General features: G+C 70.6%; 18 protein-coding genes. 9 read left to right on the top strand and 9 right to left on the bottom strand.

Annotated elements, in window-relative coordinates:
• The first annotated feature begins 67 nt into the window (after positions 1-67).
• Both ACFYZJ_RS28030 and ACFYZJ_RS28025 read left to right on the top strand, forming a co-directional pair.
• Positions 68-793 carry a 4'-phosphopantetheinyl transferase family protein gene (locus ACFYZJ_RS28030; RefSeq protein WP_388572417.1) on the top strand — a complete coding sequence of 242 codons (726 nt, stop codon included), beginning with the start codon at positions 68-70 and terminating at the stop codon, positions 791-793.
• Between the two features lie 30 nt (positions 794-823).
• Positions 824-2,134 (top strand): NAD(P)/FAD-dependent oxidoreductase, encoded by a 1,311-nt coding sequence (locus tag ACFYZJ_RS28025; RefSeq protein ID WP_388572415.1) that lies wholly within the window; start codon positions 824-826, stop codon positions 2,132-2,134.
• Between the two features lie 3 nt (positions 2,135-2,137).
• Here ACFYZJ_RS28025 and ACFYZJ_RS28020 read toward each other — a convergent pair whose 3' ends face one another.
• Positions 2,138-2,755: a MerR family transcriptional regulator gene (locus ACFYZJ_RS28020; protein ID WP_388572413.1), complete on the bottom strand. Its 618-nt coding sequence runs from the start codon at positions 2,753-2,755 to the stop codon at positions 2,138-2,140.
• A 115-nt stretch (positions 2,756-2,870) separates the two neighbouring features.
• Here ACFYZJ_RS28020 and ACFYZJ_RS28015 point away from each other — a divergent pair, with 115 nt between their 5' ends.
• From ACFYZJ_RS28015 to ACFYZJ_RS28000, 4 genes are all read left to right on the top strand, one after another.
• On the top strand, positions 2,871-3,281 hold the full coding sequence (locus ACFYZJ_RS28015; protein ID WP_388572411.1) for a DUF3291 domain-containing protein: 411 nt from the start codon (positions 2,871-2,873) through the stop codon (positions 3,279-3,281).
• A 69-nt stretch (positions 3,282-3,350) separates the two neighbouring features.
• The gene (locus ACFYZJ_RS28010) at positions 3,351-4,802 is read left to right on the top strand and encodes an MFS transporter (RefSeq protein ID WP_388572409.1); all 1,452 of its coding nucleotides are present in this window, start codon (positions 3,351-3,353) and stop codon (positions 4,800-4,802) included.
• A gap of 69 nt (positions 4,803-4,871) precedes the next feature.
• On the top strand, positions 4,872-5,225 hold the full coding sequence (locus ACFYZJ_RS28005; RefSeq protein WP_388572407.1) for a cupin domain-containing protein: 354 nt from the start codon (positions 4,872-4,874) through the stop codon (positions 5,223-5,225).
• Positions 5,226-5,505: 280 nt separating this feature from the next.
• Complete coding sequence (locus tag ACFYZJ_RS28000; RefSeq protein ID WP_388572405.1) at positions 5,506-6,351, top strand: BTAD domain-containing putative transcriptional regulator; 846 nt, start codon at positions 5,506-5,508, stop codon at positions 6,349-6,351.
• Between the two features lie 76 nt (positions 6,352-6,427).
• Here ACFYZJ_RS28000 and ACFYZJ_RS27995 read toward each other — a convergent pair whose 3' ends face one another.
• Genes ACFYZJ_RS27995 through ACFYZJ_RS27960 form a run of 8 tightly spaced genes read right to left on the bottom strand, consistent with a single transcriptional unit; the run spans position 6,428 to position 13,611 of the window.
• The gene (locus tag ACFYZJ_RS27995; RefSeq protein ID WP_388572403.1) at positions 6,428-7,465 is read right to left on the bottom strand and encodes a M20/M25/M40 family metallo-hydrolase; all 1,038 of its coding nucleotides are present in this window, start codon (positions 7,463-7,465) and stop codon (positions 6,428-6,430) included.
• Between the two features lie 29 nt (positions 7,466-7,494).
• Positions 7,495-8,304 (bottom strand): [LysW]-aminoadipate kinase, encoded by an 810-nt coding sequence (locus ACFYZJ_RS27990; RefSeq protein ID WP_388572402.1) that lies wholly within the window; start codon positions 8,302-8,304, stop codon positions 7,495-7,497.
• 7 nt (positions 8,305-8,311) lie between these two features.
• Complete coding sequence (gene argC / locus ACFYZJ_RS27985; protein WP_388572400.1) at positions 8,312-9,334, bottom strand: N-acetyl-gamma-glutamyl-phosphate reductase; 1,023 nt, start codon at positions 9,332-9,334, stop codon at positions 8,312-8,314.
• Entirely contained in the window at positions 9,331-10,200 is an 870-nt protein-coding gene (lysX, locus tag ACFYZJ_RS27980; RefSeq protein WP_388572398.1) for a lysine biosynthesis protein LysX, read from the bottom strand. Before lysX ends, argC begins: the two co-directional genes overlap by 4 nt.
• A gap of 3 nt (positions 10,201-10,203) precedes the next feature.
• Positions 10,204-10,383 (bottom strand): lysine biosynthesis protein LysW, encoded by a 180-nt coding sequence (locus tag ACFYZJ_RS27975; RefSeq protein ID WP_388572396.1) that lies wholly within the window; start codon positions 10,381-10,383, stop codon positions 10,204-10,206.
• Positions 10,380-11,411: a transketolase family protein gene (locus ACFYZJ_RS27970; RefSeq protein WP_388572394.1), complete on the bottom strand. Its 1,032-nt coding sequence runs from the start codon at positions 11,409-11,411 to the stop codon at positions 10,380-10,382. The genes ACFYZJ_RS27975 and ACFYZJ_RS27970 overlap by 4 nt, the downstream gene beginning before the upstream one ends.
• Positions 11,408-12,259, bottom strand: a complete 852-nt coding sequence (locus tag ACFYZJ_RS27965; protein ID WP_388572392.1) for a transketolase — start codon at positions 12,257-12,259, stop codon at positions 11,408-11,410. The genes ACFYZJ_RS27970 and ACFYZJ_RS27965 overlap by 4 nt, the downstream gene beginning before the upstream one ends.
• The gene (locus tag ACFYZJ_RS27960; RefSeq protein WP_388572390.1) at positions 12,256-13,611 is read right to left on the bottom strand and encodes a DegT/DnrJ/EryC1/StrS family aminotransferase; all 1,356 of its coding nucleotides are present in this window, start codon (positions 13,609-13,611) and stop codon (positions 12,256-12,258) included. The genes ACFYZJ_RS27965 and ACFYZJ_RS27960 overlap by 4 nt, the downstream gene beginning before the upstream one ends.
• Positions 13,612-13,912: 301 nt before the next feature.
• Between ACFYZJ_RS27960 and ACFYZJ_RS27955 the strand changes: the two genes are divergently transcribed.
• The 3 genes from ACFYZJ_RS27955 (at position 13,913) to ACFYZJ_RS27945 (ending at position 18,095) form a co-directional block, all read left to right on the top strand.
• Positions 13,913-14,998 (top strand): GNAT family N-acetyltransferase, encoded by a 1,086-nt coding sequence (locus tag ACFYZJ_RS27955; protein WP_388572388.1) that lies wholly within the window; start codon positions 13,913-13,915, stop codon positions 14,996-14,998.
• Position 14,999: 1 nt separating this feature from the next.
• Complete coding sequence (locus ACFYZJ_RS27950) at positions 15,000-16,304, top strand: MFS transporter (protein WP_388572386.1); 1,305 nt, start codon at positions 15,000-15,002, stop codon at positions 16,302-16,304.
• A 165-nt stretch (positions 16,305-16,469) separates the two neighbouring features.
• Positions 16,470-18,095 (top strand): multicopper oxidase family protein, encoded by a 1,626-nt coding sequence (locus tag ACFYZJ_RS27945; RefSeq protein WP_388572384.1) that lies wholly within the window; start codon positions 16,470-16,472, stop codon positions 18,093-18,095.
• Positions 18,096-18,467: the final 372 nt, after the last annotated feature.

The following is an 18,467-nucleotide window of genomic DNA, read 5'->3' as shown; positions in this document are numbered from 1 at the left end:
GTCGCCTGGGAACGCAACCGCCTTCCTGGACACCGCTCCCGGCACTCCCGGCAGAAGGACGCCGGCGATGAGCGCCGACCCGGCCGTGCTCTGGCTGTTGCCCGAGCGGGCCGTGGCGAGCTTCGTCACCGCGCTCGGCGGCCGGCGGCTGCTCACCGAGGAGGAGCGGGCCCGCCTGGAGCGCCTGCGCGGCGAGGGCGCGCGCCGGCGCTTCCTGGGAGCCCGGCTGCTGGCCCGCTACGCGCTCAGCGCGCGCAGCGGGCGGCCGCCGCACACCTGGCGCTTCCGGCCCGGCCCCTGGGGCCGCCCCGAGCCCGAACCGCCCTACGAGGAACTGCGGTTCAATCTCTCGCACACCGAGGGACTGATCGCCTGCGTGACCACTCACGGCCGCGACTGCGGGGTGGACGTCGAGTGCGCCCCCGCCTCACCGGACGCGGTCACCCACCTCATCCCGCACCTGGCCGACGCGGAGCGCGCGGAACTGGCCGCCCTGCCGCCGGCCGCCCGTGCCGACCGGCTCAGCGAGATATGGGTGCTCAAGGAGGCGTACCTCAAAGCCCTCGGTACCGGGATCAGCCGGGACCTGGCCGGCTTCACGATCACCGCCCCGCCCGCTGGGCCGATCACCGTGCACGATCCCCACAGGCCGCCCTGGGCGGGCGACGCGTGGTGGTTCGAGCTCCTCCGCCCCGCCCCCGGGCACGTGCTTGCCGTTGCCGCCGAGCACGGCCGCGCGGGCGAACTGCACCGCATCGACCTCGCCGACCCCGGCGAGCCGCCCGCCGCCTGACCCGCCGTCCGCTTCACCGAGAGGACCATCATGGCACCCGACCACACCCCCCGCGTCGCCGTCATCGGCGCGGGCGTGTCCGGCATCTCCGCCGCCTACCATCTGCGTGACCGCGCCCGGATCACCCTCTTCGAACGGGAGGATCGGCTCGGCGGGCACGCCAACACGGTCGAGGTCGAGGAGGCCGGCCGCGTCCTCGGCATCGACACCGCCTTCGTCGTCTTCAACCGCCCCGCCTACCCCAACCTCTACGGATTCTTCGACGAGTTGGGCGTGGAGGCGGTGGAGCACCTCGGCGGCTTCAACTTCTTCGACCTGGACACCGGGCTGGAATACGGCACCGAAGAACTCGACCTGACCGAGGAAGAGGTGACGGCCCGCTACACCGGCTCGCCGGAGTTCCACACCATCTGGCGGGAGGCACGCCGCTTCCACACCGAGGGCCGCCGCGACTTCCTGCGCCGCCGTACCGACATCCCGCTCGGCGAGTACCTGGACCGCGGTGGCTACAGCCAGGAGTTCCGGCACTCCTACGTCATCCTGCTCTGCTCGGCCGTCTGGTCGGTGCCCGCCGAGCTGATCTGGGAGATCCCCGCCTCCACCGTCATCGCCTTCTACATGGGCCACGACGAAGGAGGCCTGGGCGGGCGCCGCGTGGACTGGCGCACGGTGGGCGGCGGCTCCATCTCCTACGTGCGCAAGGCCATCGCCGCCATCGGCCCCGAGGTCCGCACCGGCGAGCCGGTCACCGGTGTCCGTCAGGAACCGGACGGCGTCACGGTCACCACTGCCGGCGGCAGCGAGCGCTTCGACTACGCCGTCATCGGCGCGCACGCGGACGAGGCACTGGCCATGCTGGAGAACCCCACCGAACGGCAGCGGACCGTCCTGGGCACCGTGCGCTACAACTCCTCCGACGTGGTGCTGCACACCGACGACTCGGTGATGCCCGCCGACCGCGAGCGCTGGGAGGCGTGGAACTACGGCAAGGTCTCGATGGACGGCCAGGCCCACACCTACGTCGCGTACTACATGAACAAGCTGCACGGCTTCACCGCCGAGCAGGACTACTTCGTCACCCTCGACTACCCGCGCGAGGTGCGCCCCGAGAGGGTGATCGCCCGCTTCCCGTACACCCATCCGATCATCGACAACCCGGTGCGCGAACTGCAGAAGGACATCTACGACGTCAACGAGGGCACCCGGGTCAAGTTCTGCGGCTCCTACTTCCACTCCCGAAGGCTCGGCTGGGACCAGATCGGTTCGCACGAGGCCGGCTTCTCCTCCGGCGCCGAGGCGGCCCGCCGCCTGCTGGAGGAACTCGACGGCCTGGGCGCCTGAGCGTCATTCCTTGTGGCGCTGCGCGGACTCGTGTTCCTGGGCGAGCCTGCGCAGTGCCATCAGGGCGGGCTCCAGCAGGGTGGTGAGGACGACGGCGCGCTCGGCCAGCTCCAAGGGGTCGGTCACCCCGTCCAGTTGGTCGAGATCCAGGCGGGCGGTGTCCGCGGCCAGCCGGGCGTAGGGGAGCAGGGCGTGCCAGTCGAGAGCGATCCCGAACTGCTGCAGGCTGGCCAGGGTCTCGGCCAGCACGCCGCGGGCGGGGGCGTCCTTGTGCACGTGCCAGCCCAGCTCATGGACCAGCGCGTCCACCGCGGCCAGTTGCTCGGACTCCTCGGTGGGCTCCTCCGAGAGCCGGATCGCGCCGAGGGCCAGGCCGAGCACGAGGTGCGGGGAGGAGTGTTCCTCGGAAAGGGCTCCCAGCACCTGCCGGGTGGCCTCCACGGAGAGCCCGCGCATCCCGATCAGCGCCCGGATCAGACGCAGCCGGCGTAGGTGCTGCTCGTCGTACTCGGCCTGGGTCGCCGAGGTCAGGCGGCCGGCGGGCAGCAGCTCCTCGCGGATGTAGAACTTGATCGTGGGCACGGAGACCCCACTCTTCCGGCTCAGTTCCGAGATTCGCATCGCGCTCGCTTCCTTCTGGCCATTCGATAGCTCTACTGTCTATCATCGATAGTGACACTGTCCAATATGGCCGCGGGCGGCGTCCGCAGAAGGCCCCTCCCAGGAAGACACAGTCATGCCCACACTTCCCTGGACCACCCCGAACGCACCGCGGCCCGGCCTCACCACCGCGCTGGTCATGGCCTCCCGTCTCGAGGTGCGTTCGCTGAAAGACGTGCCGCGGTTCTTCCTCCGCTCCCTCGTGGCCTGGAAGCAGGTCCGCGGCGCCCACGGGGCCCTCGGCGCTTCGCTCATCGCGGATCCGCTGCGCCGTACCTTCTGGACCCTCTCCGCCTGGGAGAGCCGTGAGCAGCTCTACGCCTACGCCAAGACCGAACCCCACAACTCGATCATGAAGGGTCTGCGGCCCACCATGCGCCACTCGGTCTTCACCTTCTGGGAGGTCCCGGTGGGCGAGCTGCCGATCACCTGGAGCGACGCCAAGCGCCGCCTCGCCGAGCAGCAGGCCGCAGAACCCCGTTCCTGAACAGCCGTCAGCACATACTGCCCATCCCGTTCGCCTCCCCTGGCGAACCCCGCCGAGGAGAGACCCTCCATGACCAAGCCCGATACCCGGTCGGTACCGCTGTGGCTGTCGATCGTGGCCTCCAGCGTCCCGATGTTCATGGTCGCGCTGGACAACCTGGTCGTCTCGACCGCCCTGCACACGCTGGCCGTGAAGCTCAACGCCTCCACCCAGGACCTGCAGTGGTTCGTCAACGCCTACGTGCTCAGCTTCGCCTGCCTGCTGCTCACCGCGGCCGCGCTCGGTGACCGCTTCGGCCGCCGCCGGGCCTTCATACTCGGCATCACCCTCTTCACTCTCGCCTCCATCGCCTGCGGGCTCGCGACCACCAGCGGTGAGCTGATCGCCGCCCGCGCCGTGCAGGGCATCGGGGCCTCCGCCGTCATGCCGCTCTCGCTCACCCTGCTCTCCCAGGCCGTCCCGGCCCGCAAGCGCGGCCTGGCGCTGGGACTCTGGTCCGGCATCAGCGGCCTGGCCGTGGCCATGGGCCCGGTGGTCGGCGGCGCGGTGGTGGACGGCCTGGACTGGCAGTGGATCTTCTGGGTCAACGTGCCGGTGGGCATCGTGGCCGTGCCGCTGATCCGCTTCGTGCTGCAGGAGAGCCGGCTGGAGGGCGTGGGCCTGGACCTGCTGGGCATGCTCCTGGCCGCCGCAGCGCTGTTCGCCGTGGTCTGGGGCATCGTGCACGCCTCCACCGACGGCTGGACCTCCGGCACCGTGCTCGGCGCGTTCGCCGCCGGAGCCGTGCTGCTCGTCCTCTTCCTGCTCTGGGAGCGTCGCACCGCGCAGCCCATGCTGCCGCTCTCCTTCTACCGGGTGCGCGCCTTCACCCTCACCAACGTCGTCTCCGCCAGCATGTACTTCGGCGTCTTCGGCTCGCTCTTCCTGCTCGCCCAGTACCTGCAGATCGCCCCGCCGCGCACCCCGCTGGAGGCCGGTGTGCGGACCCTGGCCTGGACACTGATGCCGATGTTCGTCGCCCCCGTCGCCGGGATGCTGACCAACAAGGTCGGCGGCGGACGGCTGATGGCCCTCGGCCTCTTCCTGCAGGGCGCCGGACTGGCCTGGATCAACCTGGTCGCCGGCACCGACACCTCCTACGCGAGCCTGGTCGCGCCGATGGTGGTCTCCGGCATCGGCATGGGCTTCGTCTTCGCGCCCACCGCGGCCGTGGTGCTCGGTTCGGTCAGTCAGGAGCACGCGGGCAAGGCCTCCGGTGCCAACACCACCGTCCGCGAGGTGGGCGGCGCGCTTGGTATCGCCGTGCTGAGCACCGTCTTCGCCGGCCACGGCAGCACCGCCTCGCCCACGTCCTTCGTCGATGGCATGCACCCCGCGGTGTGGGTGGGGGTCGGTGTGGTGCTCGCCGGCGCGCTGTGCGCACTGGGCATCCCGCGTCGGCCGCAGTCCGCCGACGCCCCGACCGCCGAGTCGGGGGCAGCCGTCGCCGACGCCGACCGCGCCGCAGCAGCCACCGCCTGACCGTCCCCCCGACCGGCGCGGGTGCCCGATCCCCCGCGGGCACCCGCGCCCCCCGTGCCAGGAGGAACCATGGAACCCTCACTCGAAGGCTGGGACATCTCCCGCCTCGACGGCAATGACGAACTCCCGTGGATCCCCTGGGGCTCCCAGGGCAAGGCGCGGGCCAGGATCGCCGCCCGCGCGGACGGCTACCACGTGGCCATCGTCGAGGCCGAGCCGGGCTACCGCACGGACCCACACGTGCACGAGCACGCCGAGTTCCTGTACGTCATCGAGGGCACGCTCAGCAACCAGGGCCGCACCATGACCACCGGCGACGTGTTCGCCGCTGCTGCAGGCTCCGCGCACACCCACTTCATTGCCGAAACACCCCTAAGGTACGTGTCGATCTTCAAAATCGAGAGCAGCGAAGAGAAGGCTTGACGCCGCGCATTCGGCGCAAGCGGCGCCGCCGCAGGCCGTGGCGCCGGCTCGTGTGGATTTCCGGGAACTGGGCGATCCAAGTGGGCCGGCCGGCCGAACAGGAGCTGGACCTGCCACCGACCGCCTGGCCTGCATCGGCGCGTCGCCGGGGTGGCGGCCTCAACTGCCTGGCGCGTACGCCCCTCCCGCAGACCCGGATGGCGGATGTCTGCGGCAGCCGACTCGTCGTGATCAGTGTCAAGTCGTGGGCATCATCACCATCACAGAGCCGAGGGTTCCCATGCATGTCGAATCGTCTTCCGACAGTGCCCACAAGACCTTCTTCCGCGTCCTGGGGCCGTTGCGGATCTGTTGCGGGGGCCGGGAGGTTCCCCTCCCGGAAAGCCGCCAACTCACCGTCCTGGCCGTCCTCTTGACCGAGGTCAACAAGGCTGTACCGCTCGGCAGGCTGGTTGACGCGGTGTGGGGCGACACGCCGCCGGTCACCGCGGACAAACAGATACAGACCTGTGTGTGGCGGGTACGCAAGGCACTGGTCGCCGCCGGGGCCCGCGCTGATCTCATCGAGACCGTCCCCGGCGGCTACCTGCTGCGTCTGCCCGACGGGTCCTTGGACACCCAGCTCTTCGAGGAGCTCAGGGGGCGCGGCCGCGTCCGGGCTCAGGCCGGTGATCCGAAGGGCGCCGTCGACGACTATCGCGCGGCTCTGGCGCTGTTCCGGGGAGAGCCGTTGGCCGGGCTGGCGGGCCGGGCACTCGAGCCGGTCGCGGCGTACTGGGCGGAGCGTCGGCTCGCCTTGCTGGAGGAGTGCTTCGACGTGGAACTCGCCCTCGGCCGCCATCGGGAACTGGTCGGCGAACTCAGCCTGCTGGTCGACGAGCACCCGTTGCGCGAACAGCTCCGCTGGCACCTGATGACGGCGCTGTACCTGTCCGACCGCCGGGCCGACGCCCTCGCGGTCTACCACGCGGGCCGGGCCGCACTGATCAGCCATGTCGGCCTCGACCCGTGCGCCCGCCTCCAGGAGCTGCACCAGCGGATCATCGCAGGTCACCCCGTCTTCCCGACCGAGGCCGGCTCGCGCCCGGGACCCGCCCTGCGGGGCGTTTCCCGAGCGGTCGGCTGACGGCACCCTCGACGAGGGACGCGCGGAGGGAGGCACAGGGCGGCACCCCGGCAGCCGCACAGCACGTGCGGCGTCATCACCGGGCACCGGCCGCTGCCGCCTCCTCGGCCTGTACGAGCTCGTCGGCGAGCGTCTCCAGCGCATGCCGGAGCACATCGATGGCCCTCACGTATTCGACGAGGTCGATGTGCTCCCGGTCGGTATGGTCAAGGCTGGAGTCGCCCGGGCCGTAGACGGCCATCGGCACGTTCCAGCACGGCTCGAGGATGTTGAGGTCGGCTGTGCCCGTCTTGAGCTTCAGCGTGGGACGCGCTCCCTGAGCGCGTATCGCGGAGCAGAGGGCGCGCACCGCGGCGCCACGGGTGTCGACGCGCACGGGCGGGGTCCGGTCGTCGATCGTCAGCACGGCGTCTTTGGCGGTGTCTGCCAGGAACCGCTCGAACTCCGCCAGGTCGAATCCCGGGGGAGTGCGGCAGGCTAGGGTCATCCGTGCCTCTTCGATCGTGCCGCCCATCTCCACCAGCGTCGGGATGGGCCGGTCGAAGGCGCGGCTTCCCGCTGTGTGCGCCTCGCAGTAGCCGACCACCTTGTTCCAGAAGGCGATGGCCGCCTCGGTGGCCTTCTCCTCGGGGCTGGCCGTGTGCCCGGCGGGACGGCACACGGCGTACCGCACCACGACCCGGCCCTTGTAGCCGATGCCGACGCCGGACCACCCGTTGGGTTCCCCGACGAAGGCGGCGTCGGGCCGGTGCCCCTCGAGAAGGTGTGTCGCACCCCGTCCGAACGTCTCTTCCTCGACCACTCCTGCGACCACCAGTTGGGCGTGGCCGACCTCGGCGGCCGCGGCCGCGCAGATCATGGTGGCCAGCGGCCCCTTGGCGTCCACCGTGCCGCGCCCGTGCAGGACGGTGCCTTCCTGCCGCACCTCCAGCCGGCTCGGCACGGTGTCCATGTGGCCGATCAGCATGATCGTCGGGCCGGCGGCCGGACCGCGCCTGGCGATGACGTTGCCGACCTCGTCGATGCGCGTCGTGAAGCCCCAGTCCCGCAGCTCGCCGGCCAGGAAGGCGGCCAGCTCCGCCTCTTGGCCCGACGGCGAGGGGATCTCGACCATTCGCCGAAGCAATGACTCGGCACGTGTACTCATCGGGTTCCTCTCACGAATGTCGTGCCGGCCCCCGCCCGTGCGGCGAGCACGGGGGAGTCCAGTCGGCCGTCGGCGAGGACGACGTGAGGCACCCCGGCCACGAAGGCCTCCCCTGCGCTTTGCAGTTTCACCTTCATGCGCCCTCCCGCGCCGTCCAGGTAGCGGGACAACTCCTCGCAGGGCACCTCGGTCACCAGGCTCGTGGGATCCGCGGGGTCGCGCAGCAGCCCGGGAACATCGGAGAGGATGATCAGCCAGTCGGCTGCCAGGGCGAGCGAGAGCCGGGCGGCGAACCGGTCGGCGTCGACGTTGAGCATGCCGAGGGCCGGATCCAGTGCGGGAGGCGACACCACGGGAACGTAGCCACCGCCCAGCAGGGTCAGCACGAGATCCGGATCGACCTCATGGATCCGCCCGGAGAAGTCGTCCCGGACGACCCGCTCGACGCCGTCGACCACGGCCCTGGCCGGCGGCGTTCGGCGGGCGGTGACCAGGGAACCGTCGATTCCGGACAGGCCGACAGCGCGGAGTCCGGCCCCGGTCAGCGCCGTGACCAGCGCCGGTTTGACACGGCCGAGCATCGCCATGGCGAGCGCGTCGAGTGCGGGCGCGTCGGTGTAGCGGCTGTGCCGGCCGTTGGGAGCGGTCATGGTGCGGGTGGGCCGGTCGAGTTCGGCGGCGAGCCGGTCGGCTTCCGCGCCGCCGCCGTGCACGACGACCACCTCGCCGCCCTGCTCGGCGAGTTCGGCGATGTCGGCGCATGCGCCGGCCATGTCCGCGCCGAGCGAACCGCCGACCTTGATCACGAAGCGCTCAGGCCGGGTGGAGCCCGGCGAACCGCAGGCCCGCGGTCTCGTCGTGGCCAGAGGCGATGTTGAAGCACTGGACGGCATTGCCGGCACCTCCTTTCACCAGGTTGTCGATGGCCGACACGACGATCAGGTGGTCTCCCTCCGAGTTGAGCGACAGACCGATGTCGCAGTAGTTGGTGCCGCTGAGGATCTTCGGCTCCGGCATCCGACGCAGCGCCGACCGTTTTCTGACCAGCCGCACGAAGGGCTCGTTCTGGTAGGCCGTGCGGTAGAGCGCCCACAGCTCGCGCTCGGTGACCGTCCGCGCCGGCGTGATGTGGCAGGCCACCTGGATGCCGCGCACGGCCTCGACGCCGGTCACCGTCATGTGCACCCGCACTCCGCATGCCTGCTCGATCTCCGCGGTGTGCCGGTGACCGTGCGGCTTGGCCATGCGCAGAGCGCCGCTGCGCTCGGGGTGGTGGCTGCCCTCGTCAGGAGTCCTGCCCCCGCCACTGGAGCCGGTACGGGCGTCGACCAGGACCGGGCCCGCGACCAGCCCCGCCGTGGCGAGCGGGTGCAGGGCCAGGATCGCGGCGTTGGCCATGCAGCCCGGCACCGCGATGTGACTCGCCCCGCGCAGCTGCTCCCGGTGCAGTTCGGGAATCCCCGGCTGGAAACGGGAGAGCCAGGACGCCTCCGGCGCGGCGCCGGGGTAGTGGCGTTCCCGCCGGCCGGGGTCGTGGAGCCGGAAGTCGGCGCTCAGGTCCACCACCATCGGCGCGAGCGCGGACCAGGTGGCGATGCTCTTCGTCGATGCCCCGTGCGGCGTCGCCAGGAAGACGACGTCGGACTCCGACAGGTCCTCCTCGGCCACGAAGGACAAGTCGCTCTGGCCGCGCAGGTTCGGGTGCGCGGCGCTGAGGGGACGTCCGCGGTGGCGAGTCGAGGTGGCCTGGCTGAGCTCCACGTGCGGATGCTGAAGCAGCAGCCTGACCAGTTCGCCGCCTATGTATCCGCCGGCGCCGATCACCGAGGCCTTCACCGCGCCACCACCGCCAAGACGTGGCTGACGAGGAGATCGGCGATGTCCAGCCCGGTGGCCGAGGCCAGTCCGTGGAACTCCATGGTGTGGTTGACCTCGGTGACCAGCACCTCGCCGTCGGGGCGTTCGATCAGGTCCACCGCGAGCATGCCGCCGCCGACCGCCTCCGCGGCCCGCAGCGCGAGCTTGGCCAGGTCCGGCGTCACCTCGCAGGGCTCCGTGGTGGCACCGCGCGCCGTGTTGGTGATCCAGTGCTCCGACCTGCGGTAGACGGCCGCGACGACCCGGTCGCCGAGCACGATGGCCCGTATGTCGCGGCCCGGCTTGTCGATGAGTTCCTGGACGTAGAAGACCGAGTGCACCGGTGAACGCATCGCCTGCTTGTGCTCGACGAGCGTCTCGGCCGCGTCCCGGTCGTTGACCTTCGACAGCAGCCGCCCCCACGACCCGACGGCGGGCTTGACCACCGCCGGGTACCCGATCTCCTCGATGGCCTGCAGCGCCGCGTCGGGGGTCACCGCCACGACGGTCCGCGGGGTCGGCAACCCGGCGCGTACCAGGGCCAGCGACGTGAGGATCTTGTCGCCGCAGACCTCGATGACGCTGCTCGGGTTCAATACCTGATGGCCTGTCGACTCCAACAGGTGCGCGGCGTAGAGGCTCCGCGTGTGCGACATGATCCGGTTCAGCACGCCCCGGTACCGCACCGGCGGCGGCGATTGCAGGTCACTTACCAGGGTCCGGTCGTCGACGGAGGCGTACGGGATGCCGCGCCGCTCGAGAGCGGCGAAGATCTGCCGCTCCTCCAGGCGGACGCGGGTGGTCAGGACGGCCAGGAGGCCGTCCTGCGACGCACTCGTGATCACCCGTTACTCCCCGAAGTCTTCCTCGATCTCCGGGGCGAGCGCGAACTCGGCCGGGTCGAGGGAGATGAGCTCCAACTCGACCCTGCAGGTCGGGCACACGACGATCGACGTCACGTGCATGTCCGGCGCCGTCGGTACGACCTCGGCGCATTCCGGGCAGGTGCTCGCCGTGGCGGTGGTCATGACGCAGTCTCCTTTGCGGTGTTGTGAACGGTTGTTGTGCAGGAACGGCCGCTCAGGACGGCCTTGGCGGCGGCGACGACGTGGTGTGGGCTGACGCCGCCGGCGCTGAGCTGGGCGCGGTGGCTGCCCGGCTTGGAAGAGAAGGCGTCGCGCACGCCGACCCGCAGCACCCGGGTCGGCTCGTGTTCCGCGACGGCCTCGGCGACCGCGCCGCCCAGCCCGCCGAGCAGCGCGTGGTCCTCGACGGTCACGATGCCGGCGGTGCTGCCGGCCGCCCTCACCACCGCCGTGACGTCAAGGGGCTTGATGGTGTGCATGTTCAGCACTGCTGCGTCGATGCCTTGCTCAGCGAGCTGTTCGGCCGCCTCCAGCGCGAACAGGACGGGGTAGGAGCCGGCCGCGATGATCGTCACGTCACCGCCGGCGCGCAGCTCCACCGCCTCGCCGACGGTGAAGCCGGCGTCGCCGTGGTGGACCGGGTCGGTCGGGCCGCGGCCGAGCCGGATGTACACCGGGCCGGGCAGGTACGCCGCCGCGTTGACCATCCGCACCGTCTCGGCGGCGTCCGCGGGCGTCATCACCGTCATGTTGGGCAGCGACCGCATCACCGCGAGGTCCTGCTGGGCGTGGTGGGTCGGGCCGAGGTGGCCCGCGGACAAGCCGGAGTGCGTGGCGACGATGCGTACCGGCAGCCTGTGGTAGGCGATATCGATCTTGACTTGTTCCAGGGCTCGGGCCGAGGCGAACGCGGCCATCGTGTTGACGAAGGGCAGGATGCCGGTGCCGGCGAGCGCGGCTGCGACGGACATCAGGTTGGCCTCGGCGATCCCGAGGTCCACGTACTGCTGCGGCAGCACGGCCTCGAACTGCTTCTCCAGCCCGCCCATGTCCGAATCAAGGCACCAGATCCGGCTGTCCGCTCGCGCCAGTTCGAGCAGTGTGGCGCGGTAGGCGGCCCGGTCGGAGCCGTCCTGCCGGTCCTCGGCGGCCCGCCGCGCCGTACCGTGCGCGCTCGGCGGGCCACTCATGTCGCGGCTCGCAGGGCGGCGAGTGCCCGCTCGTAGGCCGCCTCGCCGAGCTTGGCGAAGTGGCTCTGCTTGCGGTGCTCAAGATGGCGCACCCCGCGTCCCTTGACCGTGTCGGCGATCAGTACGGTCGGGCGCCCTGTGACCGGGGAGAACCGCAGTGCCGGCACCAGTTCGCCGAAGTCGTGGCCGTTCACCTGCGCCACCTGCCAGCCGAAGGCCCTCCACTTGTCGGCGAGGGGCTCCAGCCGCATCCGGTCCTCGGTCGGACCACTGATCTGCAGACGGTTGCGGTCCACCACGGCGGTGAGGTTGTCCAGTTCCAGGTGTGCGGCCGCCATGGCCGCCTCCCAGACCGACCCCTCCTGCAACTCGCCATCGCCCATCAGGGTGAAGACCCGGTTGGGGCGTCCGGCGCGGCGAGCGGCCAGCGCCAGTCCGGTGGCCAGCGACAGGCCGTGGCCCAGCGATCCGGTCGCGAACTCCACGCCAGGCACCGCGGGTGTGGGGTGCGCCATCAACCGCCCGGTGGCGCACCCGTAGGTGTCCAGCTCGGAGGTGTCCAGGAATCCCCGCTCGGCGAGCGTCGCGTACAGTGCCGCGCTGGCGTGCCCCTTGCTGAGTACGAAGTGGTCACGCCCGGCCCAGCCGGGATCGTGCGGCCGCACCCGCAGGACCCTGAAATAGAGGGCCACGAGGATGTCGGCCGCCGACAGGGACCCGCCCACGTGCGTGCCGATCGGCCCGGCCCCGATCCTGAGCACGTGCTCGCGGACCGCCGTCGCCCGGCACCGCAGGTCGTCCCAGGCCGCGTCCTCGCCGGTGACCGACTCGGCGATCTGGACGCTCACGCCGGCACACCGGCCTTCTGCTGGTACCCCTTGACGGCTGCCCACGGCGGCTCGTAGTCGAGGGCCCGGGCGAAGCGGGCGATGACGTCGAGGTTCTCCCAGACCCGTTCGAAGGCGGTCGCGTACTCGTCCAGAGCAGGACCGGCGTCGGGGTTGAGGTGCATGCGCCGCAGGCAGAGGGAGTCCTCGATGACCTGGCAGGTCACCGGGTAGTCGGCCAGGTCGTAACGCTGCGGATTGGCCCCTGGCAGCGACCACGGATAGCCCTTGCCATAGGCGTTCTGCTCCTGGAACACCGGCTGACCCGGCAGCGGAATGATCTGGTAGTGCGTCAGCGGCACGCCCTCCGCGAGCAGCGCCCGGCGCAGCGCCTGGCGGAAGCGGCCCGGCGTGACCCCGTCCAGGCCCGCCGCCCGCGGGTCGAAGCGGAAGCGCAGCATGTGCCACATGTGGGTGCGGTCAGCCGGGGTGAGCGGGACGACGATGCCCGGCAGCGCCGCCAGTCGCGACAGAAAGACGGGGATGTTCTGGTCGCGGCGGACCTGGTAGTCCCAGAACCTGGCGAGCTGGGCCCTGGTGAAGGCGGCCAGCACCGAGCTGAGCTTGAGGTTCGAGCCGCGGGTGGCGGACACGTACAGCCGTTCCTCCGTGCTGAGGTCCTCGCCGAGGATACGCAGGCTCCGGCAGCGCTCGGCGACGTTCTCGTCGTCCGTGACGATCAGTCCACCCTCGCCGCACGTCGGGATGCTCTTTTCGACGTTGAGGCTGAACACCGCGGCAGCGCCCATGGAGCCCGCGGTCTCACCGCGGTACTTCCCGCCCTGCGCCTGTACGGCGTCCTCGACCACCAGCAGGTCGTACTTGCGGGCCAGGCCCCGGATCTCGTCCATGTCGGCGGGCAGACCACCGAGGTGGACCGGGATGATCGCCCGGGTGCGGTGGGTGATTTTCGCTTCGATCTGCTGCACGTCGATGTTGAACGTGACCGGGTCGATGTCCACGAAGACAGGAATCGCCAACTGGTACAGGGGCGCCATCGCGGTCGCCACGTAGCTGAGCGCCGGGACGATCACCTCGTCGCCGGGCTGGAGGCCCAGGGCGGTCAGCGCCAGCTCCAGCGCCACCGTGCCGCTGTTGACGGCGACCGCGTAACGAGTGTCGCAGAACTCGGCCCATTCCCTCTCGAGCCCGCTGATCTCCTGTTCGTCCTTCGCGCCGACCGTGAACTTGCGGCTGTCGAGGACCCGCAGGACGGCGTCCCTGTCCGCCTGCGTCACCACCGGCCACTCCAGGCGCCGGTGTTCCGGACGCACCACGGGCTTGCTGCCGAACATCGCCAGCTGCGCCTTCATGTCTCCCCCTTGTGAGCCAAACAGGACGCGTCTGTTCCGTATCGCCGGGATACGGGAAGAGCCGTCCACGACGCCGTGGGCCGGGCCCTGTGGTGGACGCTAGGGCTCGCCGCTCTTGTCGCGTTCTCACGGCGATATCCGGCCACTCGATTCCCCGGGCGAGCGCTCCCGGGCACGGCAGTGCCGCCGGATGACGGAGATCGGGGCGGCGTGAGGCGGGATCGGCGTGAGACCACCGCGAGAGACGCCGTCCCTACCGTGTCCCAGTCTCGACCGATGGCTCAAGCGGGAGGTGTGCGGGGTGGGTACCACACGAACCGGCCAGTGCTTGGTGACCGCGTCCGACTGGCGGCTGTCCGACGAGGTGCCGGAGCGGGTGGTCGCCAGTTGCCTGTACGACTCCGCGAACTGGCTGCGCGCCTGGGAGAGGATCGGCATCGAGAAGCGCGCTCGGCACGCCTACGTCCACACCGACCCGGCACACCCGGACGGCGCGTCGGTTCTCCCGCTCTACGCCGTGTACGAGTCCCCCTTCTGGGACGGATACGAGCGGCAGGTCGGCCTCGTGGGCCGGTTCGGCAACCCGGTGGTCTTCGCCGGCTCCCCGTACTCCATGTACGGCAAACGCGGGCACGTGCCCGCTGCGCTGGTCCGGGGCGCGTACGCCACCGCGATGGAATGGATCGAATCCGGACCGGCCGAGGTGCTCGTCGTGCCCAACCTCACCGAGGAGGGCGTGGCCGACTGGCTGGCCGTGGCCGGGCCTCCGGTCGGCCGCGTACTGCTCGAACGCACCTACAGTTGCGACCTGTCCGGCGACTTCGACGACCACATGTACCGCGTCACCAACAAGATCAGGCGGGATGTGCAGAGGCGGCTGCGCCGGGCCGACGAGCGCGGCCTGCGGGTCCGGATGGTCGAAGGGCCGGAGGCGCACGCTCTGGTGCCGGCAGCGTTCCCGCTGACCGTCGACACCAGCGACAAGAACGACTGGCCGGCCCTGTTCGACGAGGACGCGCTGCACGGCATGCTCCGGGTGCCCGGCGCCATGATGGTCGCCGCCGAGGTGGACGACCGGCTGGTCGGTGCCTTCTTCGCGTTCCGGCGCGGGCCGGAAGTGACCTTCATGTGCGGGGGTGTCGACTACGCCACGCTCCACGACCTGAGCACCTACGTGGCGCTCATGTACCGCAGCACGGAGTGGGCGTACGGGCACGGCATGCGCCGCATCGAGTGGGGCCGCGACAACTACCGGTTCAAGGAACGGCACGCCCTGAGCGGCACCGACCTGTGGGCCTTGGTCTACGCCCCCGAGCGCCGCCCGGACCTGGAACCGGCGCTCGCCCACATGCACCAGGTGCTGTCCGCCTACATCAGGGGAGAATGAGATGGGTCCGGGCCGGCGCCCTGCCGCGCTGCTTCTGGCAGCCGTCGTCAGCGTCAACGCGTCCTACACGGTGATGATCCCGTTCGTGCCGGACCTGGAGCACCGGGTCGGGGCCGGACCGGTCGTCGTCGCGCTGACCTTCGCACTGTTCGCCGCGGCCAAAGCGCTCGCCCAGCCGGTCGGCGGATGGTGGGTCGACAAGTGGCGGGCGGACCGCGTCGCCATGCTGTCCATGCTCACCGCCGCGGTCGGCATCGTCCTCACGGCCCTGGCCCGGGACAGTCTCACCCTGCTGGGGGCCCGGGTGTGCTGGGGGATCAGTGAGGGACTCGTGTCCCCGGCTCTCTACGCCGGCATGACGGCGCTGTGCCGGCGGCACGGCATCCCCACCAGCCGGATGATGGGGAACTTCGGGTCGGCGGCGGTGGCCGGGTTCCTCCTCGGGCCGCTGATCGCCGGAGTGGCCGTACCCGCCGGCTTGACGGCGCTCTTCGTCGCGGGCGCCGCGGTGACCGCGGCGACGGCTCTCGGACTCCTACGGGCCATTCCCGGGCCGGAACCCGAGGGGTCCGAGGAGGAGCCGGAGTCCGTGCCCGCCCCGGCTGCCGCGGCGGCGGGGCCCGCACCGGTCCGGTGGTGGGTGTGGGCCCTCCTGCTCGGCGGGCTCGACATGTTCACCTTCCTGGTGTACTCGGCGCTCGAACCGGTCCTGCCGGTCTACCTCAGTACCGGAGCGCACGCGTCGGCACGAACGGCGATCTCGGCGGTCTTCGTCGCCGGACTGGCCGTCTCGGGCCTGGCCATGTGGCTGCTCGGCCGGTACACGCCGCCACTGCGGACCCTGGCGGCGATCGGACTGGGTCTCACGGCAGTCGGCCTGTGCGCCATGGCCGCCAGTGCCCACTTCGTGGCCGTCGGCGGAAGCTTCATGGTCTACATGTTCGGTTATGCGACGCTCTTCCTCGCCGCGCGGCGCGGGATTGTCGAGCTGAAGGCCGCCACTGCGCACGACGGCAAGGCATTCGGCCTGTTCGGCCTGGTCTCGGACCTCGGCAACGTCCTCGGCCCCGTCATCGGTATCGCCCTCTACGAGGTGACCGACCGCCTGCCGTTCCTCGTGCTGGGCGCCGTGAGCGGCCTGGTGCTGCTGGCCCTCGCCGCCGTGGGCCGGCGCCGGGGCACACTGCCCGGCAGCGCTCCCGCGGAGCGCGAGACGGCGGCGCAGCGGGTGGCGGGAGCGGCACACGACGCCGGCAGGTCGGCAGTGGTACCCGCCGCGGCGGCAGGAGAGCCGGACAGCCGATGACGTCCGTACGCGTCGGACGACAACCAATGAGGCCACGGCAGATCAGCCACGGCCCACCGAGACCTCCTGTGTCAGCGCTGTGTCCGAAGGGGCTGACTCGCCTGTGCTGAACGGGAGTTGTTCACCAGCCGATCTCATCACCGTTTCGAACAAACAGGGGAACCGATGTCCAACACCACCGGCACCGTGCCGGATGCAGGCCGCCGACAGAGACGACGGCACGTCCTGGCGATCCAGACGCTGGCAGCCGCGCTCCTGGTCCTTGCCGCCGCGGTCGTGTATTCCCGGGGCGCCTCGGCCGCGCCGACCTCGGCGTCGACGACGGATCAGCCGCTCTCGACGGCCCAGCAGCAGACGGGCATGACCTCCGGACAGCCTTTCGCCGACCCGCCGGTCCTCGACACCGTCACCAGCCCGAACATGACCATCACCCTGAACGCGCACGACACGCGTTTCGCGGTGGCCGGCAAGCAGGTGTGGGGCCAGTCCTACAACGGCTCGTTCATCGCCCCCACTCTGCACTTCGTGCCGGGTGAGCACGCCACGATCACCTTGGTCAACAACCTCGCGGTTGCAACCAATCTGCACTTTCACGGCCTGCACGTCTCGCCGTCGAACGACTCGGACGATTCGTTCCTGTGCGTCGCCCCGGGCAGCACGCTCCAGTACCACCTGGACCTGCCCGCCAACCATCCGGTCGGCACGTACTGGTACCACAGCCACGCCATGGGCACGACCTGCCCACCGGACGGCTCCGGCATGGCGGGCATGGACATGCCCCCTTCGCCCAGCGCCTCCTTCTCCCCTGGCGACGTGGAGAACCAGATCTTCGCCGGCCTCTCGGGTGCCATGGTCGTCGGCGACGACAGGGCCCTGCTGCCGCCCGCCCTGCGGGACATCACCACGCACACCGTGGATCTGAAGGACGTTCAGCTCGACAGGTCGGGCCACATCGTCCAGAACACCGACACCACGTCGATCGACTCCAACGCCCCGACAGTGCGGCTGGTCAACGGGCAGCTGCTGCCCGTGCTCACCATCAAGCCCGGTGAGACCCAGCTGTGGCGCCTGGCCAACGTCGGTGCTGACATCTGGTATCACCTGCAGCTCGACGGCTACCGGTTCACCGTGATCGGCCAGGACGGCGTTCCGGCCTCCGAGGTGACCACGGACGACACCCTGCTGTTGCCCCCCGGCAAGCGCTACGACGTGCTGGTCACCGCCGGCGGCCGGACCGGCGGGACCACCCTGCGCACGCTCGCTTTCAGCAACGGTCCGGACGGTGACAGCTACCCGGACACCCCGCTGTTCAACGTCAACATCGCCGGCAGCACGCGGGCCCAGCTGCCCACCGTCTCCGGCGCGCTGCCCACCTCGCCTCCCGACCTGTCCGACGCCACCATCGCGCAGCACCGCAGCGTGACCCTCAGCGGGGACGACTCGCACGGCTTCCTCATCAACGGCCGGCAGTTCCGTATGGACTCCTCGGTGTTCAGCACCCCCGCGAAGCTGAACACCGTCGAGGAGTGGACCCTCACCAACGAGGCCGGTGAGGATCACCCCTTCCACATCCACACCGACTCCTTCCAGGTCATGTCGATCAACGGCGTGCCCCAGCCCTACATCGGCCGTCAGGACACCATCCCGGTGCCCCACGCGGTCAACGGAGTGCCCGGCAAGGTGGTCATCCGCGTCCCGTTCTCCGACTTCACCGGCAAGGTCATGTTCCACTGCCACATCGCGGCCCATGAGGACAACGGCATGATGAGCTACATCGACGTCGTCGACTAGATTCGGCCGGTTGACCTGCGCGCGCACCCCGCCAGGCTGATCAACCGGCAGAAGGCTCCTGGCGCTCCTCGCGGCGTGCACGCTGTGCGGCTGCGCGCAGGAGCCGACTGCGATGCCGAGCGGTCTCGACCACATCGCCGAACCGACCTGCTGTGGTCGGCTCCATGGTCGGGGCCGTTTCGGGTGCGGCGAGGGCCGGAGTGCTCCGGGGCTGTCGCCGGATCGGCCGAAGCGGCGACAGCCACCGGGGGCTGCCGCCCGGTCGCGATCCGGCACCACGCTCGTGCGAGGACGGCGTCCGTGTGACGCGGTGCCGATGTGATCGCGGCACGCGGCGCGACGCCCGGTGTGCCGAACGGAACAAGAACACGC

It is taken from the genome of Streptomyces sp. NPDC001848 (assembly GCF_042891915.1).
Taxonomy (GTDB): domain Bacteria; phylum Actinomycetota; class Actinomycetes; order Streptomycetales; family Streptomycetaceae; genus Streptomyces.
The sequence above is the reverse complement of the archived record's forward strand: the minus strand, read 5'-3'. Positions and strand labels throughout refer to the sequence as shown.

Bases quoted from the DNA above. Each gene is read 5' to 3' on its own strand.
- ACFYZJ_RS27945 (WP_388572384.1), top strand. From the start codon at position 16,470: ATGTCCAACACCACCGGCACCGTGCCGGATGCAGGCCGCCGACAGAGA.
- ACFYZJ_RS28010 (WP_388572409.1), top strand. From the start codon at position 3,351: ATGACCAAGCCCGATACCCGGTCGGTACCGCTGTGGCTGTCGATCGTG.
- ACFYZJ_RS27960 (WP_388572390.1), bottom strand. From the start codon at position 13,611: ATGAAGGCGCAGCTGGCGATGTTCGGCAGCAAGCCCGTGGTGCGTCCG.
- ACFYZJ_RS28005 (WP_388572407.1), top strand. From the start codon at position 4,872: ATGGAACCCTCACTCGAAGGCTGGGACATCTCCCGCCTCGACGGCAAT.
- ACFYZJ_RS27995 (WP_388572403.1), bottom strand. From the start codon at position 7,465: ATGGTCGAGATCCCCTCGCCGTCGGGCCAAGAGGCGGAGCTGGCCGCC.
- ACFYZJ_RS28015 (WP_388572411.1), top strand. From the start codon at position 2,871: ATGCCCACACTTCCCTGGACCACCCCGAACGCACCGCGGCCCGGCCTC.
- ACFYZJ_RS27950 (WP_388572386.1), top strand. From the start codon at position 15,000: ATGGGTCCGGGCCGGCGCCCTGCCGCGCTGCTTCTGGCAGCCGTCGTC.
- ACFYZJ_RS28025 (WP_388572415.1), top strand. From the start codon at position 824: ATGGCACCCGACCACACCCCCCGCGTCGCCGTCATCGGCGCGGGCGTG.
- ACFYZJ_RS28020 (WP_388572413.1), bottom strand. From the start codon at position 2,755: ATGCGAATCTCGGAACTGAGCCGGAAGAGTGGGGTCTCCGTGCCCACG.
- ACFYZJ_RS27970 (WP_388572394.1), bottom strand. From the start codon at position 11,411: ATGAGTGGCCCGCCGAGCGCGCACGGTACGGCGCGGCGGGCCGCCGAG.
- ACFYZJ_RS28000 (WP_388572405.1), top strand. From the start codon at position 5,506: ATGCATGTCGAATCGTCTTCCGACAGTGCCCACAAGACCTTCTTCCGC.
- ACFYZJ_RS27975 (WP_388572396.1), bottom strand. From the start codon at position 10,383: ATGACCACCGCCACGGCGAGCACCTGCCCGGAATGCGCCGAGGTCGTA.
- ACFYZJ_RS28030 (WP_388572417.1), top strand. From the start codon at position 68: ATGAGCGCCGACCCGGCCGTGCTCTGGCTGTTGCCCGAGCGGGCCGTG.